Raw genomic sequence first — 23440 nt, 5'->3', positions numbered from 1 at the left:
TGCAATTTTAAAGGAGACCTTGTGATGGATCGATTATTATCGGAAGAAGTGGTAAAAGCCAGTGATGTATTAAGAGACTACGTGAAACATACCCCGCTTATTCATTCGCAGTCGCTCAGCAACAAGTGTGGAAACAAGGTTTTTTTAAAGAGCGAAAACCTGCAGCATACGGGGGCGTTTAAAGTCAGGGGGGCCATGTACAAAATGCTCTCGCTTGGTGAAGACGCGAGAACCCATGGAGTCGTTTGCGCGTCGGCTGGAAATCACGCTCAGGGAGTCGCTTACGCCTCAAGGTTACTGGGTGTGTCGGCGACGATTGTCATGCCTGAGCGCACTCCGAGCAATAAGATCCTTGCGACGAAGAACCTGGGGGCGGATGTGATCATCCATGGTGAGACTTTTGACGATGCCAATCGAAAAGCCCAGCAGCTAAGAGATAGCCATTCTTTAATAGAGGTTCATCCCTTTGATGATTTTCATGTGATGGCAGGGCAAGGAACGATCGGTACCGAGCTGCTGGAGCAACTTGATTCTGTAGATGTGATACTTGTTCCAATCGGTGGAGGTGGACTGATTGCGGGGGTACTTGCCGCTGTCAAAAAATCAAAGCCGGATGTTCAAGTGATCGGTGTCGAACCGATAGGAGCCTGTGCGATGTTCAGATCCTTTAAAGAAGGGAACATGGTGGAACTGACGCAGGTCTTAACAAGAGCGGAGGGAGCGGCTGTCAAAAGACCGGGTCTTAAAGCCTTTGATGTGGTGAGACGCTTGTGTGATGACATCGTAGTCGTTTCGGAAGAGTCGATAGAAGAAGCCGTATGGACCCTTATGAGAGACGAGAAATTAGTGGTTGAATACGCAGGCGCCTTAACGGTCGCGGCGCTTAAGATGTTGCCGAGCAGAAATAAAAATGTAATATGCCTTGTGACAGGGGGGAATATAGACGGAAGTCTGATCAGCGAAACCATTAGAGTATGCAGTGATAGGTTTGCTGTGGCAGGTGCTGTGGGTGTGTAAGAGTAGGGCGGTTTAACGATCATGAAAATACGCTAGGAGGAACTCATGAAGGAACTGGTAAAAGCAGAAGTGATGAACGGAGCTGAGAGTATGTTTAGGGCGCTGAGCCTATTGAGAAGGAAATCTTTTGATGTCATCAGCGTCGAAATGGTCAAAAGAAACGCTTCTGACATATCGGATTTAAAAATGACGGTGGAAAAAAGAGAGACGTCCAATCCTCACTCTGCCAAATTGCTTGTGGAAAAACTTATCGGTTTTGAAAATGTCTGTAGTGAAAACGCTTAGGAGGCACATATGAAGCAGTTAAAAGTCGCAGTACTCGGTTATGGTTCGCAAGGTCACGCTCACGCGCTTAATCTAAAAGACAGCGGGCACGATGTAGTGGTCGGTCTTTATGAAGGTTCTAAGTCATGGTCGAAAGCACAGGCGGCGGGGCTTGATGTCGCACTGGTCGAGGATGCCGTGAGACAGGCTGAAGTCGTAGCCTTTCTTCTGCCGGATGAGAGGCAGCCCAAGGTCTTTTCAGAAGCTGTAAAACCCAACCTGCGAGAAGGACAATGTCTTGTTTTCGCCCATGGATTCGGTGTTCATTACGGATATATCGACGCACCTTCCTTTGTAGATGTCGTACTTGTGGCACCTAAAGGACCAGGGCATCTGGTGAGACGGGTTTATGAAGAAGGAAAAGGTGTACCTGGTCTTGTCGCCGTCCATCAGGATTTTACAGGAACTGCTAAAGCTACTGCGATGCAGTATGCCCATGGCATAGGCTCAACAAGGGCTGGCGTTCTAGAAACCACTTTTAAGGAAGAAACAGAAACGGATCTGTTCGGTGAGCAGTCGGTTTTGTGCGGTGGCTTGACGGCACTGATACAAGCGGGTTTTGAAACGCTTGTAGAGGCGGGGTACCAGAAGGAAATCGCCTATTTTGAGTGTATGCATGAAATGAAGCTGATCGTCGATCTGCTTTATGAAGGCGGGTTTGAAAAAATGCGTGATTCCATCAGCAACACCGCCGAATATGGAGATTACTACGCGGGCGAGAAAGTTGTGGACGCCCGTGTCAAGGAAAATATGAAAGCGGTTCTCACCGACATTCAGTCAGGAAAGTTCGCAAGGGAATGGATGGCTGAAGTGGATGGTGGGATGAAAGGGTTGAATCAAAAAAGAAGAGAAGCTAGCGAGCATGCACTGGCAAGGACAGGGGCGAAACTACGGGGCGAGTTTGTCTGGGAGGCGTAAATGAAAAGCGATAGGTTGAAAAAGGGAGTTAAACGTGCTCCGCACAGGGCGTTATTGTATGCTTTAGGGCTTGATGAATCGGACTTTGACAAGCCTTTTATCGGAATTGTGAATCCGATCAACGACATGATTCCGGGGCATAAGCACTTAAATCAGATCGTTGAACAGGTGAAGGCAGGAATTCATGCAGCCGGAGGAGTGCCGTTTTCATTTGGCGCACCGGCCGTGTGTGACGGTCTTGCCATGGGCCACACTGGAATGTGCCATTCACTGCCGACAAGAAATCTATTGGCGGATGGCGTGGAGCACGTCGCCAAAGCGCATGCATTTGACGGACTTGTATTTGTTCCCAATTGCGACAAAAGCGTTCCGGGCATGATGATGGCGGCGATGAGGCTGAACATCCCATGCGTCTTTGTCAGTGGGGGCCCCATGCTGCAAGGGAAATTCAAAGGCCAGGCTGTGGATCTGACAACGGTGTTTGAAGCGGTTGGTAAAGTAGGTTCAGGTGAACTATCACTTGAAGAACTCAGTGTCCTTGAAAAAGAAGCTTGCCCGACTGTGGGCTCTTGTGCGGGGATGTTCACGGCGAACTCGATGAATTGTCTTGTTGAGGCGCTTGGACTCTCGCTTCCATATAACGGAACGGTTCCTGCGGTGTATGCGCATAGGGAGCGTCTTGCAAGAAAAAGTGGCGAGCTTGTCGTATCGCTTGTGAATCAGGATCTGAAACCGAGAGAAATTGCAACGAAAGCCGCATTTTACAACGCACTTGCAGTAGATATGGCACTTGGATGCTCGACGAACACGGTGCTTCACATGATGGCTGTCGCCAGAGAAGCAGGAGTGCCGCTTGCGCTGAAGGATTTTGACGCACAAAGTCAGATCACCCCCAACTTAAGCAAGCTCTCACCGGCAAGTACTGTCGGCATAGAAGAGTTTCACCGCGCAGGCGGGGTTCAGCAAGTCATGAAACAGCTTGACAGTATCGGGCTTATCGACAAATCAGTCAAGACGGTCGCTTATGAGAGTTTACATCTACAGCTTGGACTTGTGAGCTTAAATGCAAGTGAAGTGATCAGGTCGCCTGAGACCGCCTTTAGAAAAGAAGGGGGCATCAAAGTACTTTTCGGCAATCTCGCTCCAAGCGGTTCTGTTGTTAAAGTCGGAGCGATCGATGACAGTGTAAAAAACTTCGTCGGTCCAGCTCAAGTATTCGAAGGTGAGGAAGCGGCATTTGAAGCGTTTGAAAACAATGAAATAAGTGAAGGAAGCGTGATCGTCATTCGAGGAGAAGGACCAAAGGGTGGTCCTGGAATGCGCGAAATGCTGCAGATGACCGCCGCAATCAAGGGCAGTCCGTTAAACGGCAAGGTCGCACTCATTACAGACGGCAGGTTCTCCGGTGGGACAAACGGTCTGGCGGTCGGGCATATCAGCCCCGAAAGCTATAGCGGAGGACCCATTGCCAAACTATCAAATGGAGATCTTGTGCACATAGATTTGGAAAACGGAATATTAAGCGCTGTCTTTTCGGGTGAGAAGGCGGTTGTTTACGAAGGTGAAACAGAAGGCGCGCTTGGAAGATTTAAAGATGCGGTTTCTTGCTCAAGTGAGGGTGCCACTTATTAGGAGGTGAACGATGACAGGTGCGAAGCTCGTAATTGAGCAGTTGTTAGAAGAAAAAGTGACCCATGTTTTCGGGTATCCTGGAGGCGCTGTGATTCCTCTTTACGATGCGCTTTACGATGTCACTTCACTGAAACACATAAGAACGACCCATGAACAACACGCCGTGCATGCTGCTGACGGTTATGCGCGGGCATCTGGAAAGGTCGGTGTGGCAATCGTCACAAGCGGTCCTGGTGCGACGAATGCTGTCACGGGAATAGCGACGGCCTACATGGATTCCGTTCCGCTTGTCGTCATCAGCGGACAAGTGCCAAGAGCGCTGATCGGTAGGGATTCCTTTCAAGAAATAGACATCACAGGAGTGGTCACTCCGATTACAAAACACGCGATGGCGATCAGCAGCGCGGATGAGCTGGCAGGGGCTGTAAGTAGTGCGTTTAGGATTGCGACCGAGGGAAGAAAAGGACCTGTGCTGATCGATGTGCCAAAAGATGTTTTCACAGAGCTTACGACTCAAAAGGTGATCCGAAGAGAATCCCATGGCATGGAAATGCAGACGATCAACTATTATCAGCTGAATAAGGTGGCGGATGCGATCGCGAAGGCGAAACGCCCCTTGATCTATGCCGGAGGTGGAATCATACATGCGCAGGCATCCGAACTGCTGCTGAACTTGGCGGAAAAACTGGATTGTCCCGTTGTGAACTCGCTGATGGGTCTTGGCTCGATCGATAGGACCCATGAACTGTCTGTCGGACTTGTCGGCATGCATGGCTCGGTTGCTGCGAATCTTGCGATGACGCAGACAGACCTGATCATCGCAGCAGGTGTCAGATTCAGCGACAGGGTGATCGGAAAACCCAAAGAATTCGCACCGAGCGCGCAGGTGATCCATATCGACATCGACCCTACGGAGTTCGGTAAGAATATCGAAGAGGACTATAGTCTGAAGCTGGATATCAAGACGGCGTTCAAGTGTCTGCTTAAACGCTTCGATCAAATGGAACATAAAATCTGGCGACGCGAAATCAAGCGCTTGTCGCTTGTCGAATCCAGTAGTGACAAGTCGATCGAACAGTACATGAGGATCATCGCACGAAATATGGGAGACGCACCGGTTGCGACCGATGTGGGACAACACCAGATGTGGACGGCGCAGTACTATCCATTTAAAAGAAGCAGGCAGTGGCTGACTTCTGGCGGACTGGGTACGATGGGGTATGGAATGGGGGCGATCTTAGGCGCCGTAATTGCGTCAGACGGACCGGGAGTGCTGATCACAGGTGATGGAAGCTTTAGAATGAACATGCCTGAAATGATGACCATGAAGCAGCACAATCTGCCTGTCACCGTCATCATGTTCAACAACAAGACACTGGGGATGGTCAGACAGTGGCAAGCGCTCTTTCAAGAAAAGCGCTATTCAGAAACCAACCTCGACGACGGCATAGACATGTGCGCCGTCATCAGAAGCATGGGAGTGCAGAGCCACAGCGTAAGCACCCCTGAAGCGCTAGAAACCGCCCTGAAAAGCCCACCAACAGGTCCAAGGTTCATCGAAATCCACCTAGACCCCAACACAGGAGTCTACCCCATAGTCCCACCAGGCAAGGCGATCAATGAGATGTTAGTTTAAACCGACTACGTAATGTAGTCGGTTTAAACGGCCCCAACGGCAAGGGAGCTTGTATTTTAGGTACCGAAGAGTGGCTTCAATCTCATTTTTACCCCTCTATAAACTACCTCTAAAGCCCACATCCTCCAAATCCAATCACATCAAAACCCCAACCCCAAACACCTCCAAAAGGTGTTTTTTCTCACCCCAATCCCACCCCAACATTACAACAACCTTAAATTTCATTAGAATACCATTAAGTATCCCCTAAGCCTATTGACCCCTTCTTGTGCTGTTGTTACAGTGAGATAAACAAATATTAACTAGAAGAGGTGTAAAAATATGGCGAAGACAGGTAAAAAGAAAAAACCATGGTTATGGGTGGTGCTTGCTGTTGTAGTGGTGGTGGTGCTTTTTGGCGGAATCTCGGCTATTTCAGGAGGTTCTTCCGCAGGTCAGATGGTAAGCGGTGTGAAGGCGGCCGTAGAACCGATCGCCTACAAGATATTTGCAAACGGCGGCGTGGAATCCAAGCAGGATGTCGAGCTTATCGCAGAAGTAAGCGGACGGGTGCTTGAGGTCTATGTTCAAGAAGGCGATCTTGTAAAAATAGGCGACCCGATCTTAAAACTGGATGACCGGCAATTGACAGAGCAGCTGGAGGATTTGACGCTGGAGCTCGCAATCGCCAAGGAGACAAGAAAGCAGATGTCACCAGGAGGCAAACTGATCGAAGTGCAAAAGGAAACCGCGGCGCTTCATTATGAACAGGCGAAAGAGGACTATGAAAGAGCATTGAAACTTTTTGAATCAGGAGCCTACAGCCAGTCGCAAGTCGATCAGGCAAACGCTGCGATGCAGACCGCATACCAGTCCAAGGTGTCAAGCGTGGAGAGTTCAAATCAGTCGAAATCGAGTTCTGACCTTGTCATCCAGGACTTGAGGATCGAGTCGATCGAGTTAAGGATCGACCGATTGAAAGATACTATTGGAAAAGCGGTTGTCATCAGTCCGATAGAAGGAACTGTGGCTAAACTGAATGTCAAGCATCTGGATAATGTACAAGCAGGAACCTCGATCGTCAATATTCAAGATCTGGAGTCGTTAAAAGTGAAGACTTATATCAATCAATACGACATCGGTAAGATAAAGGTCGGGCAGCCGGTCGAAATCACTACGAATAGCGCCAAGGGTCAACAGATAAGCGGTCGGATCGCATCGATTTCAAAAGTCGCCACTGTGATTCAAATGGGGCAAGGTCAAGAAATTGTCGTACCGGTTGTGATAGATATCGATGAAAAGCAAGACTTGCTCAAAATCAACTACTCGGTAAGGGTGGAGGTTACGGTGGAGGCATCTGAAAACGCACTGGTCATTCCTTATGAAACGACTAGACAACTGCCTGATGGCTCGCGTGTCGCCTATGTCATCGAGAGTGGTGTTTTAAGAGAAGTTCCTCTTGCTATCGGTATTGAAAGCGACATTAAGCTTGAAGTGCTGGAAGGATTGATCAAGGAAGGTGAAACGCTGCTTGTGAATCCGGATGATTCAACAGTGGACGGAGCATCGGTTATTGTACTTGGAGAGGATATGTAATGATCAAAATTTCTTCATTAACGAAAGTTTACGATTCGGGCGCTGTAAAGGTGGAAGCGCTGAGGGGAATCGATCTGACAATCGAGAAGGGTGAATTTGTAGCGATCATGGGACCTTCAGGATCCGGAAAGTCCACCTTGATGAATATTCTAGGATGTCTTGATGTCGCCACAGATGGTGAGTATATCCTGGATGATGTCTCAATTACCGATCTGACCCAGGTGGAGCTTTCGGATATCAGAAACCAAAAGATAGGATTTGTCTTTCAGTCATTCAATCTACTTGCAAGGACTTCGGCGCTTAAAAATGTCGAACTACCGATGGTTTATGGAAAAGTCAAAAGCAGGGAGCGGGAAAGACGCGCGTTTGAAGCGCTAGAAAAAGTCGGACTCAGCGACAGGGTCGACCATAAGCCAAATGAACTTTCAGGCGGTCAGAAGCAGCGTGTGGCGATTGCAAGATCCTTAGTCAATCAGCCGTCCATCATTCTTGCTGATGAACCGACGGGGAACTTGGATTCGAAATCGTCTGAAGATATTATGACACTCTTTCGAAAATTGAATGACGAAGGTGTTACAGTAATCATTGTCACCCATGAACCGGATATAGCCGAAAAAACCGACCGTGTGGTGCTTTTTAAAGATGGAATCATCGTAGAAGACCGTTCTGTCAGTGTGGTCGAACAGACCAAAGAGCAAAGTGTCTAGGAGGGCTTATGAATATTCTTGAAAGCATAAAAATAGCCCTAAGTGCGATCTGGGTCAATAAAATGAGATCGCTTCTGACGATGCTTGGCATCATCATCGGGATCTCCTCTGTCATAACGATCGTATCCCTCGGTAACGGTATGGAAGAGGCGATGAACGAGGAGTTTGCCAAACTTGGCATCAATCGTGTGATGATCACGCATAACTGGGAAGAGTCAGTGGATTCAAGAGATTATATGACAACGGACGATGCAGAGGCCATCCAAAGGGTCTTCAGTGAAGAGTTCGCAACAATCCAACCTATGTTTTCTGGTAATGGATCGGTTGAAGTGGCAAGTGGAAAGAAAAAAACCGCAAGCGTGAACATCAACGGCGCAGGTGAGAACTTTAGGGAACTTCAGGCCGTGGAAATAATCAAAGGAAGATTCATCAACGAGGATGACATCGCGAGCGATCGTATGGTGATCGTGATTGACGACGCACTTGCGATGAAGGTGTTTGGCACGACAGATGTACTCGGTGAAACGATGGAGATCGACATCTATGGTCTGTCGAATCAGTTCAGCATCGTCGGTATCGCTAAACCTCAAACCGGTTTTATGGGTATGGGCAATGAAATGTCAGAAACTTATATCCCTTTATACACAGCTCAAAAGATTTTAGGTTACGGCGATTATATCTGGTCGATTGAAGGTGCCGCGAAGCTTTCTGGAGACACCGATAAGATGCTTGAGAAAGTAATCGATTTTTTAGAACGCAGACACAACAGCGTGGGATCCGACAAATATCGTGCCTATAATATGGAAAATGAGATGTCGATGATCACTGGCGTCTTAACGGGGGTAACGGCTGTGATCAGTGCGATTGCTGCGGTTTCCTTACTCGTTGGCGGAATCGGTGTAATGAACATCATGCTTGTTTCTGTTACGGAAAGAACCAGGGAAATCGGAATTAGAAAAGCACTTGGTGCCAAATACAAGGAAATCATGTATCAGTTCTTGATTGAAGCCGTCATCATTTCGAGTATCGGAGGAATGATAGGGACCCTGATCGGGATCGGCCTATCAAAGCTGATCGCAGCGGTCGTTCCGTTTTTACCAGGTGCGAACGCGAGCTTGACGTCCATTCTGGTCGCTTGGGCGTTTTCTGCTGGTGTAGGTGTGATCTTCGGTATTTTCCCGGCTAGTAAGGCTGCGAAACTCAATCCGATCGATGCCCTCAGGTATGAATAGAGAGAAGTCGTCAATAAAAAACAACCGCCAATCCGTAAGAAAGTTTGGCGGTTGTTTTCATGTCGCGGTTCATCAGATCGACATCATCATCTCTTTGTTGAAGTTGGGATTCTTCCATTCCATATACTTATGCTCATCGGTGATGCGCTTGAATCCAAAGGGTTCATAAAATCCCTGGGCATCTTCTGTTTTGAGCTTGATTCTGAATAGGTCATGGATGAAGGTTTGTTCAAGCAGTGAGGAGATCAGCAGTTTTCCGATGCCTTCTCCTCGTCTTTCAGGATCGATGATCACATCGCAAAGATAACCGTAGAAGACATAGTCGGTGATCAGGCGCAAAAATCCGACCATTCTGCCGTTCTCATATAGACTGAGGCAAAAGGCTTCTTCCATGCTCTTAATGATATCCGAAGTTTTCCTGTCGTTTGCCCAGTAGGTCTCTTTCAACCATTTTACCGCTAAGTCCTTATCGATATTCTCACTGCCTGTTCTAACTTGTAACATCGCTAATCCTCCACAAAACCAGTTCCTGTTATTGCTATAGTTACAGTATAGAAGAACGTGTTATAATACAGATAATAAAATTTAAGCGGTGTGCTAGTACAGAGGGTGAAGCGATGGAAAAATTTAGACAGATTCAAGCGACGATCATGAGTGAGATTGCTGCTGGAAAGCTTAAAAAGGGAGATAAGCTTCTTTCTATCAGAGAAGGGGCAAAGGTCTTCGGTGCAAGTCCGGCGACTGTTCTGAAAGCCTATGAGTCGTTGATTTCGGAGCATGTGGTTTACAATCAGCCTCGAAAGGGGTATTTTGTGATCGATGAGCCGCTTGTGACCTACAAACGACAGGTGATCGACTTCAGATCGCCCAATCCGACAGATGAGCTCTTGCCCTTCAAGGACTTCAAACAGTGTGTAAGCGCTGCGATGAATACCTATGAAGACATGGTGTTTCAGTATGCGAACGCACTTGGAATCGATCCATTAAGAAAAATCATCGCTCATCAGCTTGTCGACAATCAGGTCTTTGTCACTGAGGAGGAAGTAGCGATCACCTCGGGATCGCAGCAAGCGATAGACATCCTTTTCAAAATGACCTACCCCAACGGGGGCAAGGTGATCCTACTTGAGCAACCGACTTATCCGGGAGCTTTGAGAGCGGCTGAAAACAATAGGCAGGAGGTTATCTTCGTCGAACGGGGGATGAACGGACTCGACCTCGAACGCGTGGAAAAGATCTTCAGAACAAAAGATGTCAAATGCTTTTATGTGATGCCGAGATACCACAACCCTACAGGACACACCATGGATGTGGCTGCCAGAGAAAAACTTTACGAACTGGCCTGCAGGTACAATGTCTACCTGATCGAAGACGATTATCTTGTGGATCTCGACAACTGTGTGAAAACTCCCCCTATCAAGCATTTTGATACGGAGGGGAGGGTCATCTATGTCAAGACGTTCTCAAAAGTCTTCATGCCAGGTCTTAGAATCGGCGCCGTGGTGCTTCCTAAAAGGATCAAGGAGGCCTTCAAGGTCTATAAGCAGTGGAGCGACATCAGTACAAATGCGCTCAGCCAGGGTGCGCTCGAAGTGTATCTGCGGTCGGGGATGTTTCTTGAACACATCACAAAAGCGAAAAAAGCCTACACAGAACGTGGTCAACTTGTGCGCGAACTCGTCCATGCCCACAATGATCCGAGAATGACGCTCACACACTGTGAGGGTTCCATCTTAGGGAGTCTGACACTCAGCCATGCCATTCATTTCGATCAGCTTCTTAGACAGCTTGAGGCCCAAGGAATCATGATGAGCGACACAAGGTATGGTTTTCATCCTTATTATCAGCAGAACAATCTGATAAGGCTGACTTGGATCCGCGTGAACACGGAGCAAATCAAGGAATATCTGCCGATTGTGCTTGCTGCCATTTCAAAAGCGCTTGACAAGGGATATGACATCAGACGTGTTTCCGATTATATCTGATTAATTCCTACTATTTTTGTAAAGATTCAAAAATGATATTGATTATCAAGGAAATTTGGGTATAGTATAGATAAAGGTAATGTGCGATATGCGTTAATGAGGTGTACTTATCGCACCGATAATAGTATATAAGAGGTGGATCAATGACTATACAGACTAACACGGAAAGCATCAAACAGCTTGTAGCTGTAATTGAAAAAAAGGAAAACAGACCAAAATCGATTCGAATCTTTGTCGCAGGTTATGCTTGTTCAGGACCTAAGTTCGGCCTTGTGATAGATCCTGCTAAAGAAGATGACAAGATCTATGAGGAAGAAGGATTGCAGTTCGTTTTAAATGAAGCGATCTATGATCAGTTCGGCGATTTCAAGGTAGAGTTTCAAGATGGCGGCTTTGTGGTGATGCCGGTAAATTACGATAGTGGATCCGGTTGCTCATCCTGCGCGGGCTCTTGTGGCTGATACCCTATGAAAGCCTACTAAAAAAAGGGGTGATTTGATGAAACATCAAAATGAACTAAGAAGAGCGCCAAGATTGACTCAAACAGATCATTACTCCACTCGTTACACGGTGGTTAAAAACAATGTAATGATTGAGAAGTTTGTGAATTTTGAAATGTTGGACTTAAGTTTTCAAGGTATGGGTGTGCTCACCAATGAACCATTACCAGTAGGCGCACTGATCAACTTCGACATCAACTTCGACGGGGTAAGGTACAACGTCACGGCAAGAGTGGAATGGACCAAACGTTCAGAAGACAAATACCGATCCGGCCTAATCTTCGAAGCCGTAGACCTGGAACTCATAGAAAGAGTAAAAGCCTACCTGGCAGAATTTGCGGATAGGAGATATCATAATTAAAAGTGAACGTATTCTGTTCACGCCGCCCCTCCGGCCAGTCGAACGTCTTTTGTTCGACGAAGAGGAGAAGTGCGAAGCACTTGAAGAACGTATTCTGTTCACGCCGCCCCTCCGGCCAGTCGAACGTCTTTTGTTCGACGAAGAGGAGAAGTGCGAAGCACTTGAAGAACGTATTCTGTTCACGCCGCCCCTCCGGCTCCAATGGTCGTATTCTGACCATAAAGGTTCGAACGTCTTTTGTTCGACGAAGAGGAGAAGTGCGAAGCACTTGAAGAACGTATTCTGTTCACGCCGCCCCTCCGGCTCCAATGGTCGTATTCTGACCATAAAGGTTCGAACGTAGTGTGTTCGACGAAGAGGAGAAGTGCGAAGCACTTGAAAAACTCTACAACACTCAAGGATGCCCCCTATGGCATCCTTATTTTATTTCTCTTCCAAATCCCACCCATTTACTCTAGAATAACAGTAACGGATTAAAAATATGACGAAGGAGACCAGTAATGAAAAAACTACAAAATGCGGTTTTCAACCTAGGCGTAATTCTCTGTCTCGCGGTCGGTCTAGGATCGCTACTTGACGCGTTGCCTGAACCGCTCAAGATAACAGGTTCCATTTTGGGGCTTGTCATGGTGGGTGTAGGCTATGCGATGAAACGACAAGGAGGAAAAGCTTAAGGATGTCCGAACATTATAAGAAGTTTACAAATGAAGCGTGTGAGTATTTCCCGTGCCATGAATCCATTGATAAAGAGGAATTCAACTGTCTTTTCTGCTACTGTCCGCTTTACGCGCTTAAAGACGAGTGCGGAGGTAATTTCTCCTATACGGAATCAGGCATCAAGAACTGCATGAACTGCACGGTGCCTCATACGGACGGTGCTTATGACCATGTGATGGGCAAAATGGACAAGGTCATGGAACTAGGTAAAAAAAGATGACATTAACGAAATAAATGCTTGATTACAAGCGCTTTTGTGTATAAATGACATGTGAACAACTCTAGTTTATGCAAAAGGTGAGTGATTGGGATGAAGACAATCTTAGTGAACATATATGGACGGGTTCAAGGTGTAGGGTTTAGATATTTTGTAATGAAGAAAGCAGTCGTTTATCATATAAAAGGGTATGTCAAAAATGAGACAGACGGTTCTGTGACATTGATGGCAAATGGCTCTCAGGAACAGCTGGATGATTTTTTGACAAGCGTTGAAGAAGGGAACGGATTTTCACATATCGACTGCCTGAGTATCGAAGAGGTTCATGAAGACGGATTTGACGATTTCAGAGTGGTTTATTGACGGTGTGCACCTTCGTGCCCGCATGCGTACTCGGTGAAAACTCGACGACCGATCGACACAAACTTGCTTGCAAGGCGAATTTCGGTTATAATAACAAATGACATTTTAGAAAAACTGATGAAGTAGGCAACTGGCCTACTTCTGGTTGACTGATTGAAGTAAACAGTACTGTTTACTTTTTAGTCGTTTAGGAGGAAGAGTATGAGCGTTAGAGTGCGTTTTGCACCAAGCCCGACAGGATATGTACATATCGGTAGTTTAAGAACTGCTCTTTATGATTACTTACTTGCAAAAAAAATGGGTGGAAAATATGTCATCCGTGTAGAAGATACAGATCAAAACAGACTGGTTGACGATGCGATCGACAATCTGGTATCGGTTATGTCAGAATTAGGCGTAGTCCATGATGAAGGTCCTTTCTTCAATGAAGAAGGTAAACTTTATGAAGTAGGCGACTACGGTCCTTACATTCAATCGGATAGGCTTGATATTTACAAACCCTATATTGAGGAGTTGCTCGAGTCCGGTCATGCATATTATTGCTTCTGTTCTAAAGAACGCCTTGATAGCGTTAGGGAAGAGCAAAGAAGTAGCGGTCAAACACCGAAATATGACGGACTTTGTCGCGATATCGATAGAGAAGAAGCAGAAAAAAGAATCGCTAACGGCGAGTCTTATGTCGTCAGACTGAAGTTGCCAAAGGATAGAAACATCACCTTCAAAGATCATGTTCGTGGTGAAGTCACATTCAATACGAACGATCTTGATGATCAGGTCTTATTGAAGCAAGATGGCTTCCCGACCTATCATTTCGCCGTGGTTGTAGATGATCACCTGATGGAAATCACACATATCATCAGAGGCGAGGAATGGGTATCGTCAACACCTAAGCATGTCTTCCTCTATGAGGCGTTCGGTTGGAAACAACCTGAATATGTTCACTTGCCGCTGATTCTCAACAGTGAAAAGAAAAAGCTATCCAAGCGTCACGACGATGCGGCTGTTGAAGATTTCTTAAGAAAAGGCTATTTGAAGGAAGCACTGATCAACTTTGTAGCGCTTTTGGGCTGGAGCCCGGAGGATTCTGAAGAAATCATGAGCCTTGATGAGATCGTTGAGAAGTTTTCTATTGATCGTCTTTCAAAATCGGGTGCTGTGTTTGATAAAGACAAACTGAAATGGATGAACGGCCAATACATTAGAAAATATGAGTTGGATGCGCTTGTGGACCTTGCGGTACCTTTCTTTGTCGAAGCGGGTACAGTAACGATGGATGCGGTTGAATCCCATAGGCAGTGGTTGACCTTGGCTGTCAAATCACTACAGGAACGAGTGGAGACCCTGGCTGATTTCCCGGAAATGGCAAAACAGTTCATCGGCAATACGGTGACACCTGAAGACGACGAAGTGAGCGCGCTGCTTAAAGAAGAGCACGTGCCGATTGTCGTCAAGGCCTTCATCGAAGAAGTTGAAAAACTGGAAGCTGTCACCTTTGAAAATACAAAACCATGCTTTAAGGCTGTACAACAAGGTACCGGCTACAAAGGCAAGCAGCTGTTCATGCCTGTACGTGCGGCGATTTCTGGTCAGATGCACGGTGTTGACATGAACGATTTATTGGTTATACTAGGTAAAAAGACTATTATCGAACGATTGAACTACACGCTTGAGCATTTAGTCTAAAAGCGTGTGGACATAAATAAAACGATGATCGAGAAGAGTAGGATGGATTTGTAATCAAAGAGAGAGCTTGGTTGGTGTGAAAGCTCATTATAGTCCATGTGAATGCCCTCGTGAGTGCGCTGCCGAATCAAGTAGGCTGCGCCGGGAAATCCCGTTATAGATAATTGAGTTCAAAACAAAGTGGAACCGCGATGAACCTCGCCTTTGTAACAAAAGGCGGGGATTTATTTTTTGTACCGCGATGTCAATTAGGCGTTGGGCCGGATAGACTTAACGCGTAATTTCAACAATAAAGGGTAAAGAAGAACTGATTGGAGGTAAACCATGAAACTCTATAATTCATTATCAAGAAGCATTGAAGCCTTTGAACCGTATCAAAAGGATAAGGTGTCGATGTACACCTGTGGCCCCACTGTCTATAATTACGCCCATATCGGAAATTTAAGAACGTATATTCATGAGGATATTCTTGAAAAAACCCTAAGTTTCTTAGGATATGATGTGGATCGAGTGATGAATATCACCGATGTCGGTCATCTCGAATCCGATGCGGATGACGGTGAAGACAAGATGCTAAAAGGTGCGGAGCGTGAAAATAAGACGGTTTGGGAAGTAGCCCAGTATTATACGGATGCATTTTTCACCGATTGCGATGCGCTTAACATTCAAAAGCCGAACACGATAGCGAAAGCTACAGATTATATAGAAGAGTACATTCATTTTATCAAAGGGCTCGAAAGCAAGGGGTACACTTACTTCACCAACGGAAATGTTTATTTTGACATATCCAAGGTGGCGGATTATACTGTGCTGTCGAGACTTAATCTCGAAGATTTGAAAGTGGCCCATAGGGACGATGTCGAAATCGACCTTCACAAGAAGAATCCTCAGGATTTCGTGCTGTGGTTCACAAAATCAAAATTTGATAATCAGGCGATGAAATGGGAATCTCCATGGGGGGTCGGATATCCGGGTTGGCACATCGAGTGTTCTGTGATCGCACTTGAAAATCTTGGCGAATCCCTAGACATACACTGTGGCGGTATCGACCATATTCCAGTCCACCATACGAATGAAATCGCTCAGACGGAAAGCTACACCGGGAAACCATGGACGAAATACTGGTGGCATAGTGAGTTCCTGATCGACACAAGCGGTAAGATGAGTAAGTCCTCAGGAGAGTTCCTGACGATCGACCTCTTAAGAAGAAAAGGGTTCGATCCGCTTGCTTACAGGTATTACGTGTTAAACTCCCACTATAGAAAACAGCTTGTGTTCAATTTTGAGAGTCTTGAAATGGCTCAGTCAGCCTATAAGAAGCTTGTCAGAAGAGTGAACGCCCTAGGTGATAAGTCTGCTGCGACGCCGCTTGTATCGGATAAGGCGCATGCCTTACTTGAAGAGTTCAACAAACATTTGAGCGATGACCTGAATACGGCCAATGCCATCACCGTGCTATACGATGTACTGAAAGCCGAACTTGAGGTCGGAGAAAAAATAGAACTGATCAAGCGATACGACACGGTTCTGTCTCTGGGACTTTTCACTTCGATGAAGATGGAAGAATCAGGGGAGGATGTCGAGTGGGTCGATGAACTTCTGCTGAAGAGGGCTCAGGCAAAGTTGGAGAAGAACTGGGCGCTTGCGGATGAGATCAGGGACTCGCTTAAGGTAAAAGGAATCACGATCATCGATAAGCCTGAAGGCGCAACTTGGACAAGAGAAAGCTAGGAGATTGATTTGTTAGAGAGTATAGGACTAGATCCGCTTGACTTGAATACGGTAAGGCAGACACCTGCTGCATCGCTCGCATTTGTCGGTGACGCGGTCTTTGATTTATATATAAGAACGGTTCTTTTGAAAAAGAGGCCGCGCGTCGGGAGCAATGTGCTCAATCAAGAAAAAATAAAATACGTAAAGGCCTCGATGCAGGCGAACATAGCCCTGACGATTTTGCCGATGCTGACAGAGGAAGAGGAAGCGGTTCTCAAAAGAGGACGCAACACCAAGTCCAACACGGTGCCCAAAAACGCAAAACTGTCCGACTATAAGTATGCGACAGGATTCGAGGCGCTTCTGGGTTATCTGATGCTGCTTGGAAGAGATGACAGGGTACGTGAAATTCTTGAACATTCGCTGAACATCTGCTTAGGTAAGGAAATCGAGGTTAAGAATGACAATGAATGAAAAACGACTGGTCGTCATTACGGCGCTGCTTCTTGTATTGTTGATCGTAAAAAGTGTCGTATTCGATCCTAACCTCGGAAAACTTTCAGTGGAGCAAAATGAGTTTGTCGAGGCGGTCAGAACGACCATGGATGAAATGTATGATGACAAGCTCATGTATAAGTCGACACTCGTGACCGCGCGTATTGTAAAAATTCAGGATCTGAACGCGGATGAAGTGGTCAAGTTTGAGGTAGAAGAGTCGATAGAACTTAATTACCACTACAAGGCGAAAGTAAGAAAGTATTTTTTATGGGTGATTCCTATCGGTGAAATCACATTGATGAAATGAGGTAATCTATGAATTCGAATGATAACAATCGGGAAAGTGGCGGCAATTCATTTAAAGACTATAAGGATAGAAAAGCAAAATATCAGGACAGGGATAAGAAAAGCGATTTTAAGGGTGGAAAAAAAGGCGGATATAGAAACGATAGGGATAAGGCTCCTCTAGAAGACTATATCGTCGGAATCAACCCGGTGCTTGAAGCGATTGAAGGAAACAGAACGATCAACAAGATCATGATCTCCAAGGAGAAGCGTACAAAACAGATTCACGAGATCGTTGTCAAAGCTAAGGAACACAGGATTGTCATTCAAGAGGTGGATAAAGGAAAAATCGAAAGTGTGGCGGGTGGAACAAACCATCAAGGCGTCGCTGCTTATGTGTCGCCATATCCTTATTACGAGCTGGATGACGAGATTGAAAACTTCACCGAGAATACGATTGTCGTCGCACTTGACAACTTGACCGACGTGCATAATTTCGGGTCCATCTTGAGAACCTGCGATGCGGTTGGTGCGGACTATGTCATCATACCGAACAGAAGAAGCGTTCAAGTCAACGCCACTGTGGGAAAAACATCGGCTGGCGCTGTGGAACATGTGAAAGTCATCAAAACAAACAGTCTTGGCAATGCGATCCAAAAGCTGAAGGACAACGGCTTTTGGGTAATCGGTGCGGATATGGACGGCGAGCAAACCTATTACGAGGCGACCTACAAAGGGAAAACTGTTCTCGTGGCAGGTTCCGAAGGCGAAGGAATGAGCAAGCACATCAAGCGCTTATGCGACTTTGTCGTAAGCATTCCGATGGTAGGCAAGGTGAACTCACTTAATGTTTCTGTTGCAACATCCCTACTTTTATATGAATGGAGACGTCAGCAGGATGTTCAGAATAAATAAGAAGTATATCATCATCGATGGGTATAACTTCATTAATTATGACGCCGGCTTGAGAAAAAGAATGGCGACGAGCTTAGAAAGCGCTAGGGTCCACCTTAACGACATGCTAAGCGAGTTCGTCGCCTACTCAGGCGAAATAGGTATCGTCGTTTACGATGCCATGGGGTCTGACGGACTCAAGAGTAAAGTGGAGAAATACCATAATATCGATGTGGTCTATACGAAACAGAAGGAAACAGCCGATGCCTATATCGAACGTCTTGTCGATAAACTAGCTGTCGACAAAACCAATTTTATTCGAGTGGTGACACTTGATTGGGCGCAGCAGCAGCTTGTTCTTGGTAGAGGTGCTGTGCGAGTGTCAGGCAGCGAATGGTCCAGGGAAATTGCTAAGATGAGAACAGGACTGAGTGAATTCAACGATCGCGAGGTAAAAAAACACGATCGCCAGCTTGGAAGCTCGCTCGATAGTGAAACACTTTATAAGCTGGAGTCTTTGTTAAAAAACAATGACAAATAGGAAAAGCTAAATGACAGATGCACTTTCTGTGTGTATGCTGGTAATAGACTTAAGTTAACAAGTCGAAATGACTTGACGGTCGTTTTTACTATACGTTATAATAGACGTAGGTTTTTGGACCTAAGGCTTAGGCAAGGAGGCGTAAATGCCAGCTGACATGACAACAGGCGATAAAGTGAATTATGAACTATTGCCAGAAGAAACCGTTGTCGAAGAAGCGGCAGGCGGTAATTTACGCGCACAGGAGTTCTTGATTAGAAGATATAAGAACTTCGTACGCGCAAAGGCGAAGTCCTACTTTTTGATTGGTGCCGATAAGGAAGATATCATTCAGGAAGGTATGATTGGATTGTTTAAGGCGATTAGGGACTACAGAACGGATAGGACTGCTTCTTTTAGGGTGTTTGCAGAGCTTTGTATCACAAGGCAGATGATCACAGCCATCAAGATGGCGACCCGCCAGAAGCACGCGCCGTTAAATTCGTATGTTTCACTAAATCGGCCAATCTACGATGACGAGTCAGAGCAAACGCTTATGGATACCATGTCTGCCAGTATCAACTCAAATCCCGAACAGCTCTTGATTTCGAGAGAGGAAGTGGCGAGAATCGAATACAAGATCACCGAAGTGCTCAGTGATTTTGAACAGAAGGTGCTCGGATACTACCTTGATGGAAGAAGCTATCAGGAAATTGCAAAGGATTTGGATAGGCATGTCAAGTCAATTGACAATGCCTTGCAAAGAGTCAAGCGAAAACTAGAGCGTTTCTTAAACATGGAGAGCGCATAACTGCCCACGTAGCTCAGCAGGTTAGAGTGTCACCTTGGTAAGGTGGAGGTCGGCGGTTCGAATCCGCTCGTGGGCTCCAAACCAATTTGCCAGACGGCGAGTTTGCCTAATGGGCGATGCAGTTAATTACATTTAAGGGAGGAACTTAAATAATGGCTAAGCAAAAATTTGAAAGAAATAAGCCGCACGTTAATATTGGAACAATCGGTCACGTAGACCACGGTAAAACAACATTAACAGCTGCTATCACTACAACTTTATGGGACAAATACGGTCTAGGCGCTAAAGTAGATTTCGCTAACATCGATAAAGCTCCAGAAGAAAGAGAACGTGGTATCACAATCTCTACAGCTCACGTTGAGTATGAGACTCCAGCTAGACACTACGCTCACGTAGACTGCCCAGGTCACGCCGATTACGTTAAAAACATGATCACTGGTGCTGCTCAGATGGACGGTTCTATCCTAGTAGTTTCTGCAACAGACGGTCCAATGCCACAAACAAGAGAACACATCCTTCTTGCTCGTCAAGTTGGTGTTCCATACATCGTTGTATTCCTAAACAAATGCGACATGGTTGATGACGAAGAGTTACTTGAGCTTGTAGAAATGGAAATCAGAGAATTACTTTCTGAGTACGATTTCCCAGGTGATGACACTCCAATCTTCAGAGGTTCTGCTTTACTTGCTCTTGAAGGTCAAGCTGAATGGCAAGAAAAGATCGTTGAAATGTTTGACACGATCGACACTTACATTCCAACTCCAGAGCGTGACACAGACAAACCTTTCTTGATGCCAGTTGAGGACGTATTCTCGATCACAGGTCGTGGTACAGTTGCAACAGGTAGAATCGAAAGAGGTATCGTGAGAGTTCAAGAAGAAGTAGAAATCGTAGGTCTTCATGAAGAAACACGTAAAGTTGTATGTACTGGTGTAGAGATGTTCAGAAAACTTCTTGATGAAGGTAGAGCAGGCGACAACATCGGAGCGTTACTACGTGGTGTTCAAAGAACAGACATCGAAAGAGGTCAAGTACTTTCTAAACCAGGTTCAGTAAACCCACATACAAAATTCAAAGCTCAAGTATACGTACTTAAAAAAGAAGAGGGTGGAAGACACACTCCATTCTTTAACGGTTACAGACCACAGTTCTTCTTCAGAACAACTGACGTAACTGGTTCAATCGCTCTTCCAGAAGGCGTTGAAATGTGTATGCCTGGCGACAACATCGAGATGGAAATCGAGCTTATCGCACCAATCGCGATCGAGCAAGGTCTTAACTTCTCAATCCGTGAAGGCGGACGTACAGTAGGCGCTGGTGCTGTTGCATCAATCGTTGAATAATACGGATACTGAATAAAACAATGAAAGCAGAGCTTAGGCTCTGCTTTTTTTAAAATATGACTTTACATTAAAGCGACTGTCATATATAATACCTCTATCGGCAAAAACCCCTCGCGAGCATGGCGAAGGGTTTTTATTCGCGCGTGAAGTTGTTGACAGTACAGCTCATTCGTGATAAATTATATTAGTGACAAATAAACTGGATATAATGTGCCCACAGTGGGTGCATTTATATACACTGTTGTAGGAGGTGTCAAGCTAATGCGAGTAAAAATTACTTTAGCGTGTACTGAATGCAAGCAAAGAAACTACAATACGACTAAAAACAAAAAGAAGACTCCTGACAGAATTGAAATGAAGAAATATTGCAGATTCTGTAAAACGCACACTGCGCACAAAGAGACTAAATAATTGTTTAAGGGTGGTAAACTATGAACTCACAAACTCAAGCTGTACAACAAAAAACTGGCAAAAAGTATTTCAAAGGCGTTATCTCAGAAACAAAAAAAGTGATTTGGCCAACGCGCAAAGAGTTAGTCAAATACGTAGCAGTTGTTGTAACGTTTTCAGCAATGGCGTCATTCGGAATTTGGGTGGCTGACATCGCGTTCAGAAACATCGTTACATCATTGATTCAACTGTAAGAGTAAGGAGGGAAGCTGCCTGAACGGGTAGCTATTCATTATGTCTGAACCGAAATGGTATGTCGTCCACACGTACTCTGGACACGAAAACAAAGTAAAAGCAAATATTGAAAAAATTGTTGAGAACAGAGGGATGCAAGACATAATCCTCGAAGTGGCCGTACCAACGGAAGAAGTCACTGAGATCAAGAATGGTAAGAAAAAGGTAAAATCAAGAAAGATATACCCAGGGTATACAATCGTTAAAATGTACATGACGGATGAGTCATGGTATGTTGTACGAAATACCAGGGGTGTAACCGGATTTGTTGGACCGGCTTCAAAACCTGTTCCTTTAACTGAATTCGAAGTTTACTCGATGGGACTTGAGAAAAAAGTCTTTGAGATGGATATCGAAATCGGACAAAGTGTCAAAGTGACGTCTGGACCGTTTGAGAGCTTTATGGGTGAAGTGTTCGATATCGATACACATAGCTCTACGCTCAAAGTTAAAATTAACATGTTCGGTCGCGAAACTCCTGTTGAACTCGAGTATCATCAAGTAGAAAAGCTATAATTTGAGCTTTGCATCATAAAAACTATAAGGAGGTGCACAGATGGCTAAAAAAGTAACTGGTATGATTAAAATCCAATTGCCAGCAGGTAAAGCGACACCAGCTCCACCAGTTGGTCCAGCTCTTGGTCAACACGGTGTTAACATCATGCAATTCTGTAAAGAATTCAACGCAAGAACTGCTGAGAAAGCGGGATACATTATTCCTGTAGTAATCACGGTTTACCAAGATAGATCTTTTACTTTCATCACTAAAACGCCACCAGCTGCAGTATTACTGAAAAAAGCTGTTGGTATCGAAAGTGGATCAGGAGAACCAAACAAGAAAAAAGTTGCGACTATCACTAGTGCGCAATTAAAAGAAATTGCCGAAATGAAAAAGCCAGATTTGAATGCGGCAAGTATTGAAGCTGCGATGTCTATGATCGCAGGTACAGCTAGAAGTATGGGTATCGTAGTAGAAGACTAAGGCAAGAATTATTTGCTTAGTATTGTAGTGGGAGGCTCGCCACCGGATTAACCACAAGGAGGAAGTAAATGGCTAAATTAGGTAAGAGACAATCGGATAACCTTAAAGCTTTCAATAAGTCAGAACAGCATGATCTTGCTGCTGGCATTAAAGTTTTAAAAGGTTTTAAAACTGCTAAGTTTGACGAAACTGTAGAACTACACATTAAACTTGGTGTAGACAGCCGTCATGCTGATCAACAAGTACGTGGTGCGATCGTATTACCGCACGGTACTGGTAATACTAAAAAAGTGCTTGTTATCGCTAAAGGCGATAAAGCAGTAGAAGCACAAAACGCAGGCGCAGACTTTGTTGGTGCTGAAGATATGATTGACAAGATCCAAAAAGAAAACTGGTTTGAGTTCGATGTAATCGTAGCTACTCCAGACATGATGGGTCTAGTCGGTCGATTAGGTAGAGTACTTGGACCTAAAGGGTTAATGCCAAACCCTAAATCAGGTACCGTTTCATTTGATGTTGAAAAAGCTGTCAATGAAATCAAAGCTGGTAAAGTCGAGTACAGACTTGACAAGCAAAATATCGTACATTGTCCGGTAGGTAAGCTTTCTTTTGAAGATGAAAAACTTGAAGAGAACATTAAAGCGCTTATCGATGCAATCGTAAAAGCTAAACCAGCTGCAGCAAAAGGCACATACCTAAGAAGCGTAACGCTTGCTAGTACTATGAGCCCAGGCATCAAGTTAAGCGCAGCTAAGTTTTAATTAATATATATATACGGGGAGGGTGTTGACAAAACATTTCTCCTCTGATATACTTCACTAGTGAAAAACCAGCCAGAGACAG

28 protein-coding genes, 1 tRNA gene and 2 other annotated features (1 of these 31 only partly in view) are annotated in these 23440 nt (G+C 45.4%); of the genes, 28 read left to right on the top strand and 1 reads right to left on the bottom strand.

What is annotated here, in order from left to right; genetic code table 11:
- Positions 1-24: 24 nt before the first annotated feature.
- From DWB64_RS05985 to DWB64_RS05950, 8 genes are all read left to right on the top strand, one after another.
- On the top strand, positions 25-1017 hold the full coding sequence (locus tag DWB64_RS05985) for a threonine/serine dehydratase (protein ID WP_129487301.1): 993 nt from the start codon (positions 25-27) through the stop codon (positions 1015-1017).
- A gap of 45 nt (positions 1018-1062) precedes the next feature.
- Entirely contained in the window at positions 1063-1302 is a 240-nt protein-coding gene (locus DWB64_RS05980; protein ID WP_129487300.1) for a hypothetical protein, read from the top strand.
- 9 nt (positions 1303-1311) lie between these two features.
- Entirely contained in the window at positions 1312-2259 is a 948-nt protein-coding gene (ilvC, locus tag DWB64_RS05975; protein WP_129487299.1) for a ketol-acid reductoisomerase, read from the top strand.
- The gene (gene ilvD / locus DWB64_RS05970; protein ID WP_129487298.1) at positions 2260-3891 is read left to right on the top strand and encodes a dihydroxy-acid dehydratase; all 1632 of its coding nucleotides are present in this window, start codon (positions 2260-2262) and stop codon (positions 3889-3891) included. It abuts the gene before it with no gap.
- A 10-nt stretch (positions 3892-3901) separates the two neighbouring features.
- Positions 3902-5527, top strand: a complete 1626-nt coding sequence (gene ilvB / locus DWB64_RS05965) for a biosynthetic-type acetolactate synthase large subunit (protein WP_129487297.1) — start codon at positions 3902-3904, stop codon at positions 5525-5527.
- Positions 5528-5848: 321 nt separating this feature from the next.
- The gene (locus DWB64_RS05960) at positions 5849-7102 is read left to right on the top strand and encodes an efflux RND transporter periplasmic adaptor subunit (RefSeq protein WP_129487296.1); all 1254 of its coding nucleotides are present in this window, start codon (positions 5849-5851) and stop codon (positions 7100-7102) included.
- Complete coding sequence (locus DWB64_RS05955) at positions 7102-7809, top strand: ABC transporter ATP-binding protein (protein ID WP_129487295.1); 708 nt, start codon at positions 7102-7104, stop codon at positions 7807-7809. Before DWB64_RS05960 ends, DWB64_RS05955 begins: the two co-directional genes overlap by 1 nt.
- An 8-nt stretch (positions 7810-7817) precedes the next feature.
- On the top strand, positions 7818-9041 hold the full coding sequence (locus DWB64_RS05950; RefSeq protein WP_129487294.1) for an ABC transporter permease: 1224 nt from the start codon (positions 7818-7820) through the stop codon (positions 9039-9041).
- Positions 9042-9113: 72 nt separating this feature from the next.
- Here the strand turns inward: DWB64_RS05950 and DWB64_RS05945 are convergent, their stop codons facing one another.
- Entirely contained in the window at positions 9114-9545 is a 432-nt protein-coding gene (locus DWB64_RS05945; protein ID WP_129487293.1) for a GNAT family N-acetyltransferase, read from the bottom strand.
- A gap of 113 nt (positions 9546-9658) precedes the next feature.
- On the opposite strand from DWB64_RS05945, the gene DWB64_RS05940 reads away from it, so the two are divergent.
- From DWB64_RS05940 to rplA, 20 genes are all read left to right on the top strand, one after another.
- On the top strand, positions 9659-11026 hold the full coding sequence (locus DWB64_RS05940; RefSeq protein ID WP_129487292.1) for a PLP-dependent aminotransferase family protein: 1368 nt from the start codon (positions 9659-9661) through the stop codon (positions 11024-11026).
- Positions 11027-11169: 143 nt separating this feature from the next.
- On the top strand, positions 11170-11487 hold the full coding sequence (locus DWB64_RS05935) for a Fe-S cluster assembly protein HesB (RefSeq protein WP_129487291.1): 318 nt from the start codon (positions 11170-11172) through the stop codon (positions 11485-11487).
- Positions 11488-11524: 37 nt separating this feature from the next.
- Positions 11525-11887, top strand: coding sequence for a PilZ domain-containing protein (locus DWB64_RS05930; protein WP_129487290.1), 363 nt, complete (start codon positions 11525-11527; stop codon positions 11885-11887).
- 500 nt (positions 11888-12387) lie between these two features.
- Positions 12388-12561 carry a hypothetical protein gene (locus tag DWB64_RS19210; RefSeq protein WP_164980261.1) on the top strand — a complete coding sequence of 58 codons (174 nt, stop codon included), beginning with the start codon at positions 12388-12390 and terminating at the stop codon, positions 12559-12561.
- A 2-nt stretch (positions 12562-12563) separates the two neighbouring features.
- A complete protein-coding gene (locus DWB64_RS05925; protein WP_129487289.1) occupies positions 12564-12824 on the top strand; it encodes a cysteine-rich small domain-containing protein in 261 nt (86 codons plus the stop codon).
- 90 nt (positions 12825-12914) lie between these two features.
- Entirely contained in the window at positions 12915-13184 is a 270-nt protein-coding gene (locus DWB64_RS05920; protein WP_129487288.1) for an acylphosphatase, read from the top strand.
- A gap of 201 nt (positions 13185-13385) precedes the next feature.
- Entirely contained in the window at positions 13386-14867 is a 1482-nt protein-coding gene (gene gltX, locus DWB64_RS05915) for a glutamate--tRNA ligase (protein ID WP_129487287.1), read from the top strand.
- Between the two features lie 15 nt (positions 14868-14882).
- Positions 14883-15076 (top strand) — a binding site (T-box leader).
- 115 nt (positions 15077-15191) lie between these two features.
- A complete protein-coding gene (gene cysS / locus DWB64_RS05910; protein ID WP_129487286.1) occupies positions 15192-16598 on the top strand; it encodes a cysteine--tRNA ligase in 1407 nt (468 codons plus the stop codon).
- 9 nt (positions 16599-16607) lie between these two features.
- Positions 16608-17054: a Mini-ribonuclease 3 gene (locus tag DWB64_RS05905; protein WP_206736650.1), complete on the top strand. Its 447-nt coding sequence runs from the start codon at positions 16608-16610 to the stop codon at positions 17052-17054.
- Entirely contained in the window at positions 17041-17385 is a 345-nt protein-coding gene (locus tag DWB64_RS05900; RefSeq protein ID WP_129487284.1) for a hypothetical protein, read from the top strand. Before DWB64_RS05905 ends, DWB64_RS05900 begins: the two co-directional genes overlap by 14 nt.
- An 8-nt stretch (positions 17386-17393) precedes the next feature.
- A complete protein-coding gene (rlmB, locus tag DWB64_RS05895; protein WP_129487283.1) occupies positions 17394-18278 on the top strand; it encodes a 23S rRNA (guanosine(2251)-2'-O)-methyltransferase RlmB in 885 nt (294 codons plus the stop codon).
- The gene (locus DWB64_RS05890; protein ID WP_164980260.1) at positions 18262-18798 is read left to right on the top strand and encodes an NYN domain-containing protein; all 537 of its coding nucleotides are present in this window, start codon (positions 18262-18264) and stop codon (positions 18796-18798) included. The genes rlmB and DWB64_RS05890 overlap by 17 nt, the downstream gene beginning before the upstream one ends.
- A gap of 145 nt (positions 18799-18943) precedes the next feature.
- A complete protein-coding gene (sigH, locus tag DWB64_RS05885; protein ID WP_129487281.1) occupies positions 18944-19588 on the top strand; it encodes an RNA polymerase sporulation sigma factor SigH in 645 nt (214 codons plus the stop codon).
- A gap of 2 nt (positions 19589-19590) precedes the next feature.
- A tRNA-Thr gene (locus DWB64_RS05880) sits at positions 19591-19667 on the top strand.
- A 73-nt stretch (positions 19668-19740) separates the two neighbouring features.
- On the top strand, positions 19741-20931 hold the full coding sequence (tuf, locus tag DWB64_RS05875) for an elongation factor Tu (RefSeq protein ID WP_129487267.1): 1191 nt from the start codon (positions 19741-19743) through the stop codon (positions 20929-20931).
- Positions 20932-21192: 261 nt separating this feature from the next.
- Positions 21193-21342, top strand: a complete 150-nt coding sequence (rpmG, locus tag DWB64_RS05870; RefSeq protein ID WP_129487280.1) for a 50S ribosomal protein L33 — start codon at positions 21193-21195, stop codon at positions 21340-21342.
- Between the two features lie 20 nt (positions 21343-21362).
- Positions 21363-21575 (top strand): preprotein translocase subunit SecE, encoded by a 213-nt coding sequence (gene secE / locus DWB64_RS05865; protein ID WP_129487279.1) that lies wholly within the window; start codon positions 21363-21365, stop codon positions 21573-21575.
- A gap of 37 nt (positions 21576-21612) precedes the next feature.
- The gene (gene nusG, locus DWB64_RS05860) at positions 21613-22131 is read left to right on the top strand and encodes a transcription termination/antitermination protein NusG (RefSeq protein ID WP_129487278.1); all 519 of its coding nucleotides are present in this window, start codon (positions 21613-21615) and stop codon (positions 22129-22131) included.
- 40 nt (positions 22132-22171) lie between these two features.
- The gene (rplK, locus tag DWB64_RS05855; protein WP_129487277.1) at positions 22172-22597 is read left to right on the top strand and encodes a 50S ribosomal protein L11; all 426 of its coding nucleotides are present in this window, start codon (positions 22172-22174) and stop codon (positions 22595-22597) included.
- A gap of 68 nt (positions 22598-22665) precedes the next feature.
- Positions 22666-23358, top strand: coding sequence for a 50S ribosomal protein L1 (gene rplA / locus DWB64_RS05850; RefSeq protein ID WP_129487276.1), 693 nt, complete (start codon positions 22666-22668; stop codon positions 23356-23358).
- Between the two features lie 54 nt (positions 23359-23412).
- Positions 23413-23440: a sequence feature (ribosomal protein L10 leader region), on the top strand (it continues 96 nt past the right edge of the window).

Source organism: Fusibacter sp. A1, from assembly GCF_004125825.1.
GTDB lineage: Bacteria > Bacillota > Clostridia > Peptostreptococcales > Acidaminobacteraceae > QQWI01.
Note: the sequence above shows the minus strand (reverse complement) of the source record. Positions and strands in the feature narration are given on the sequence as shown.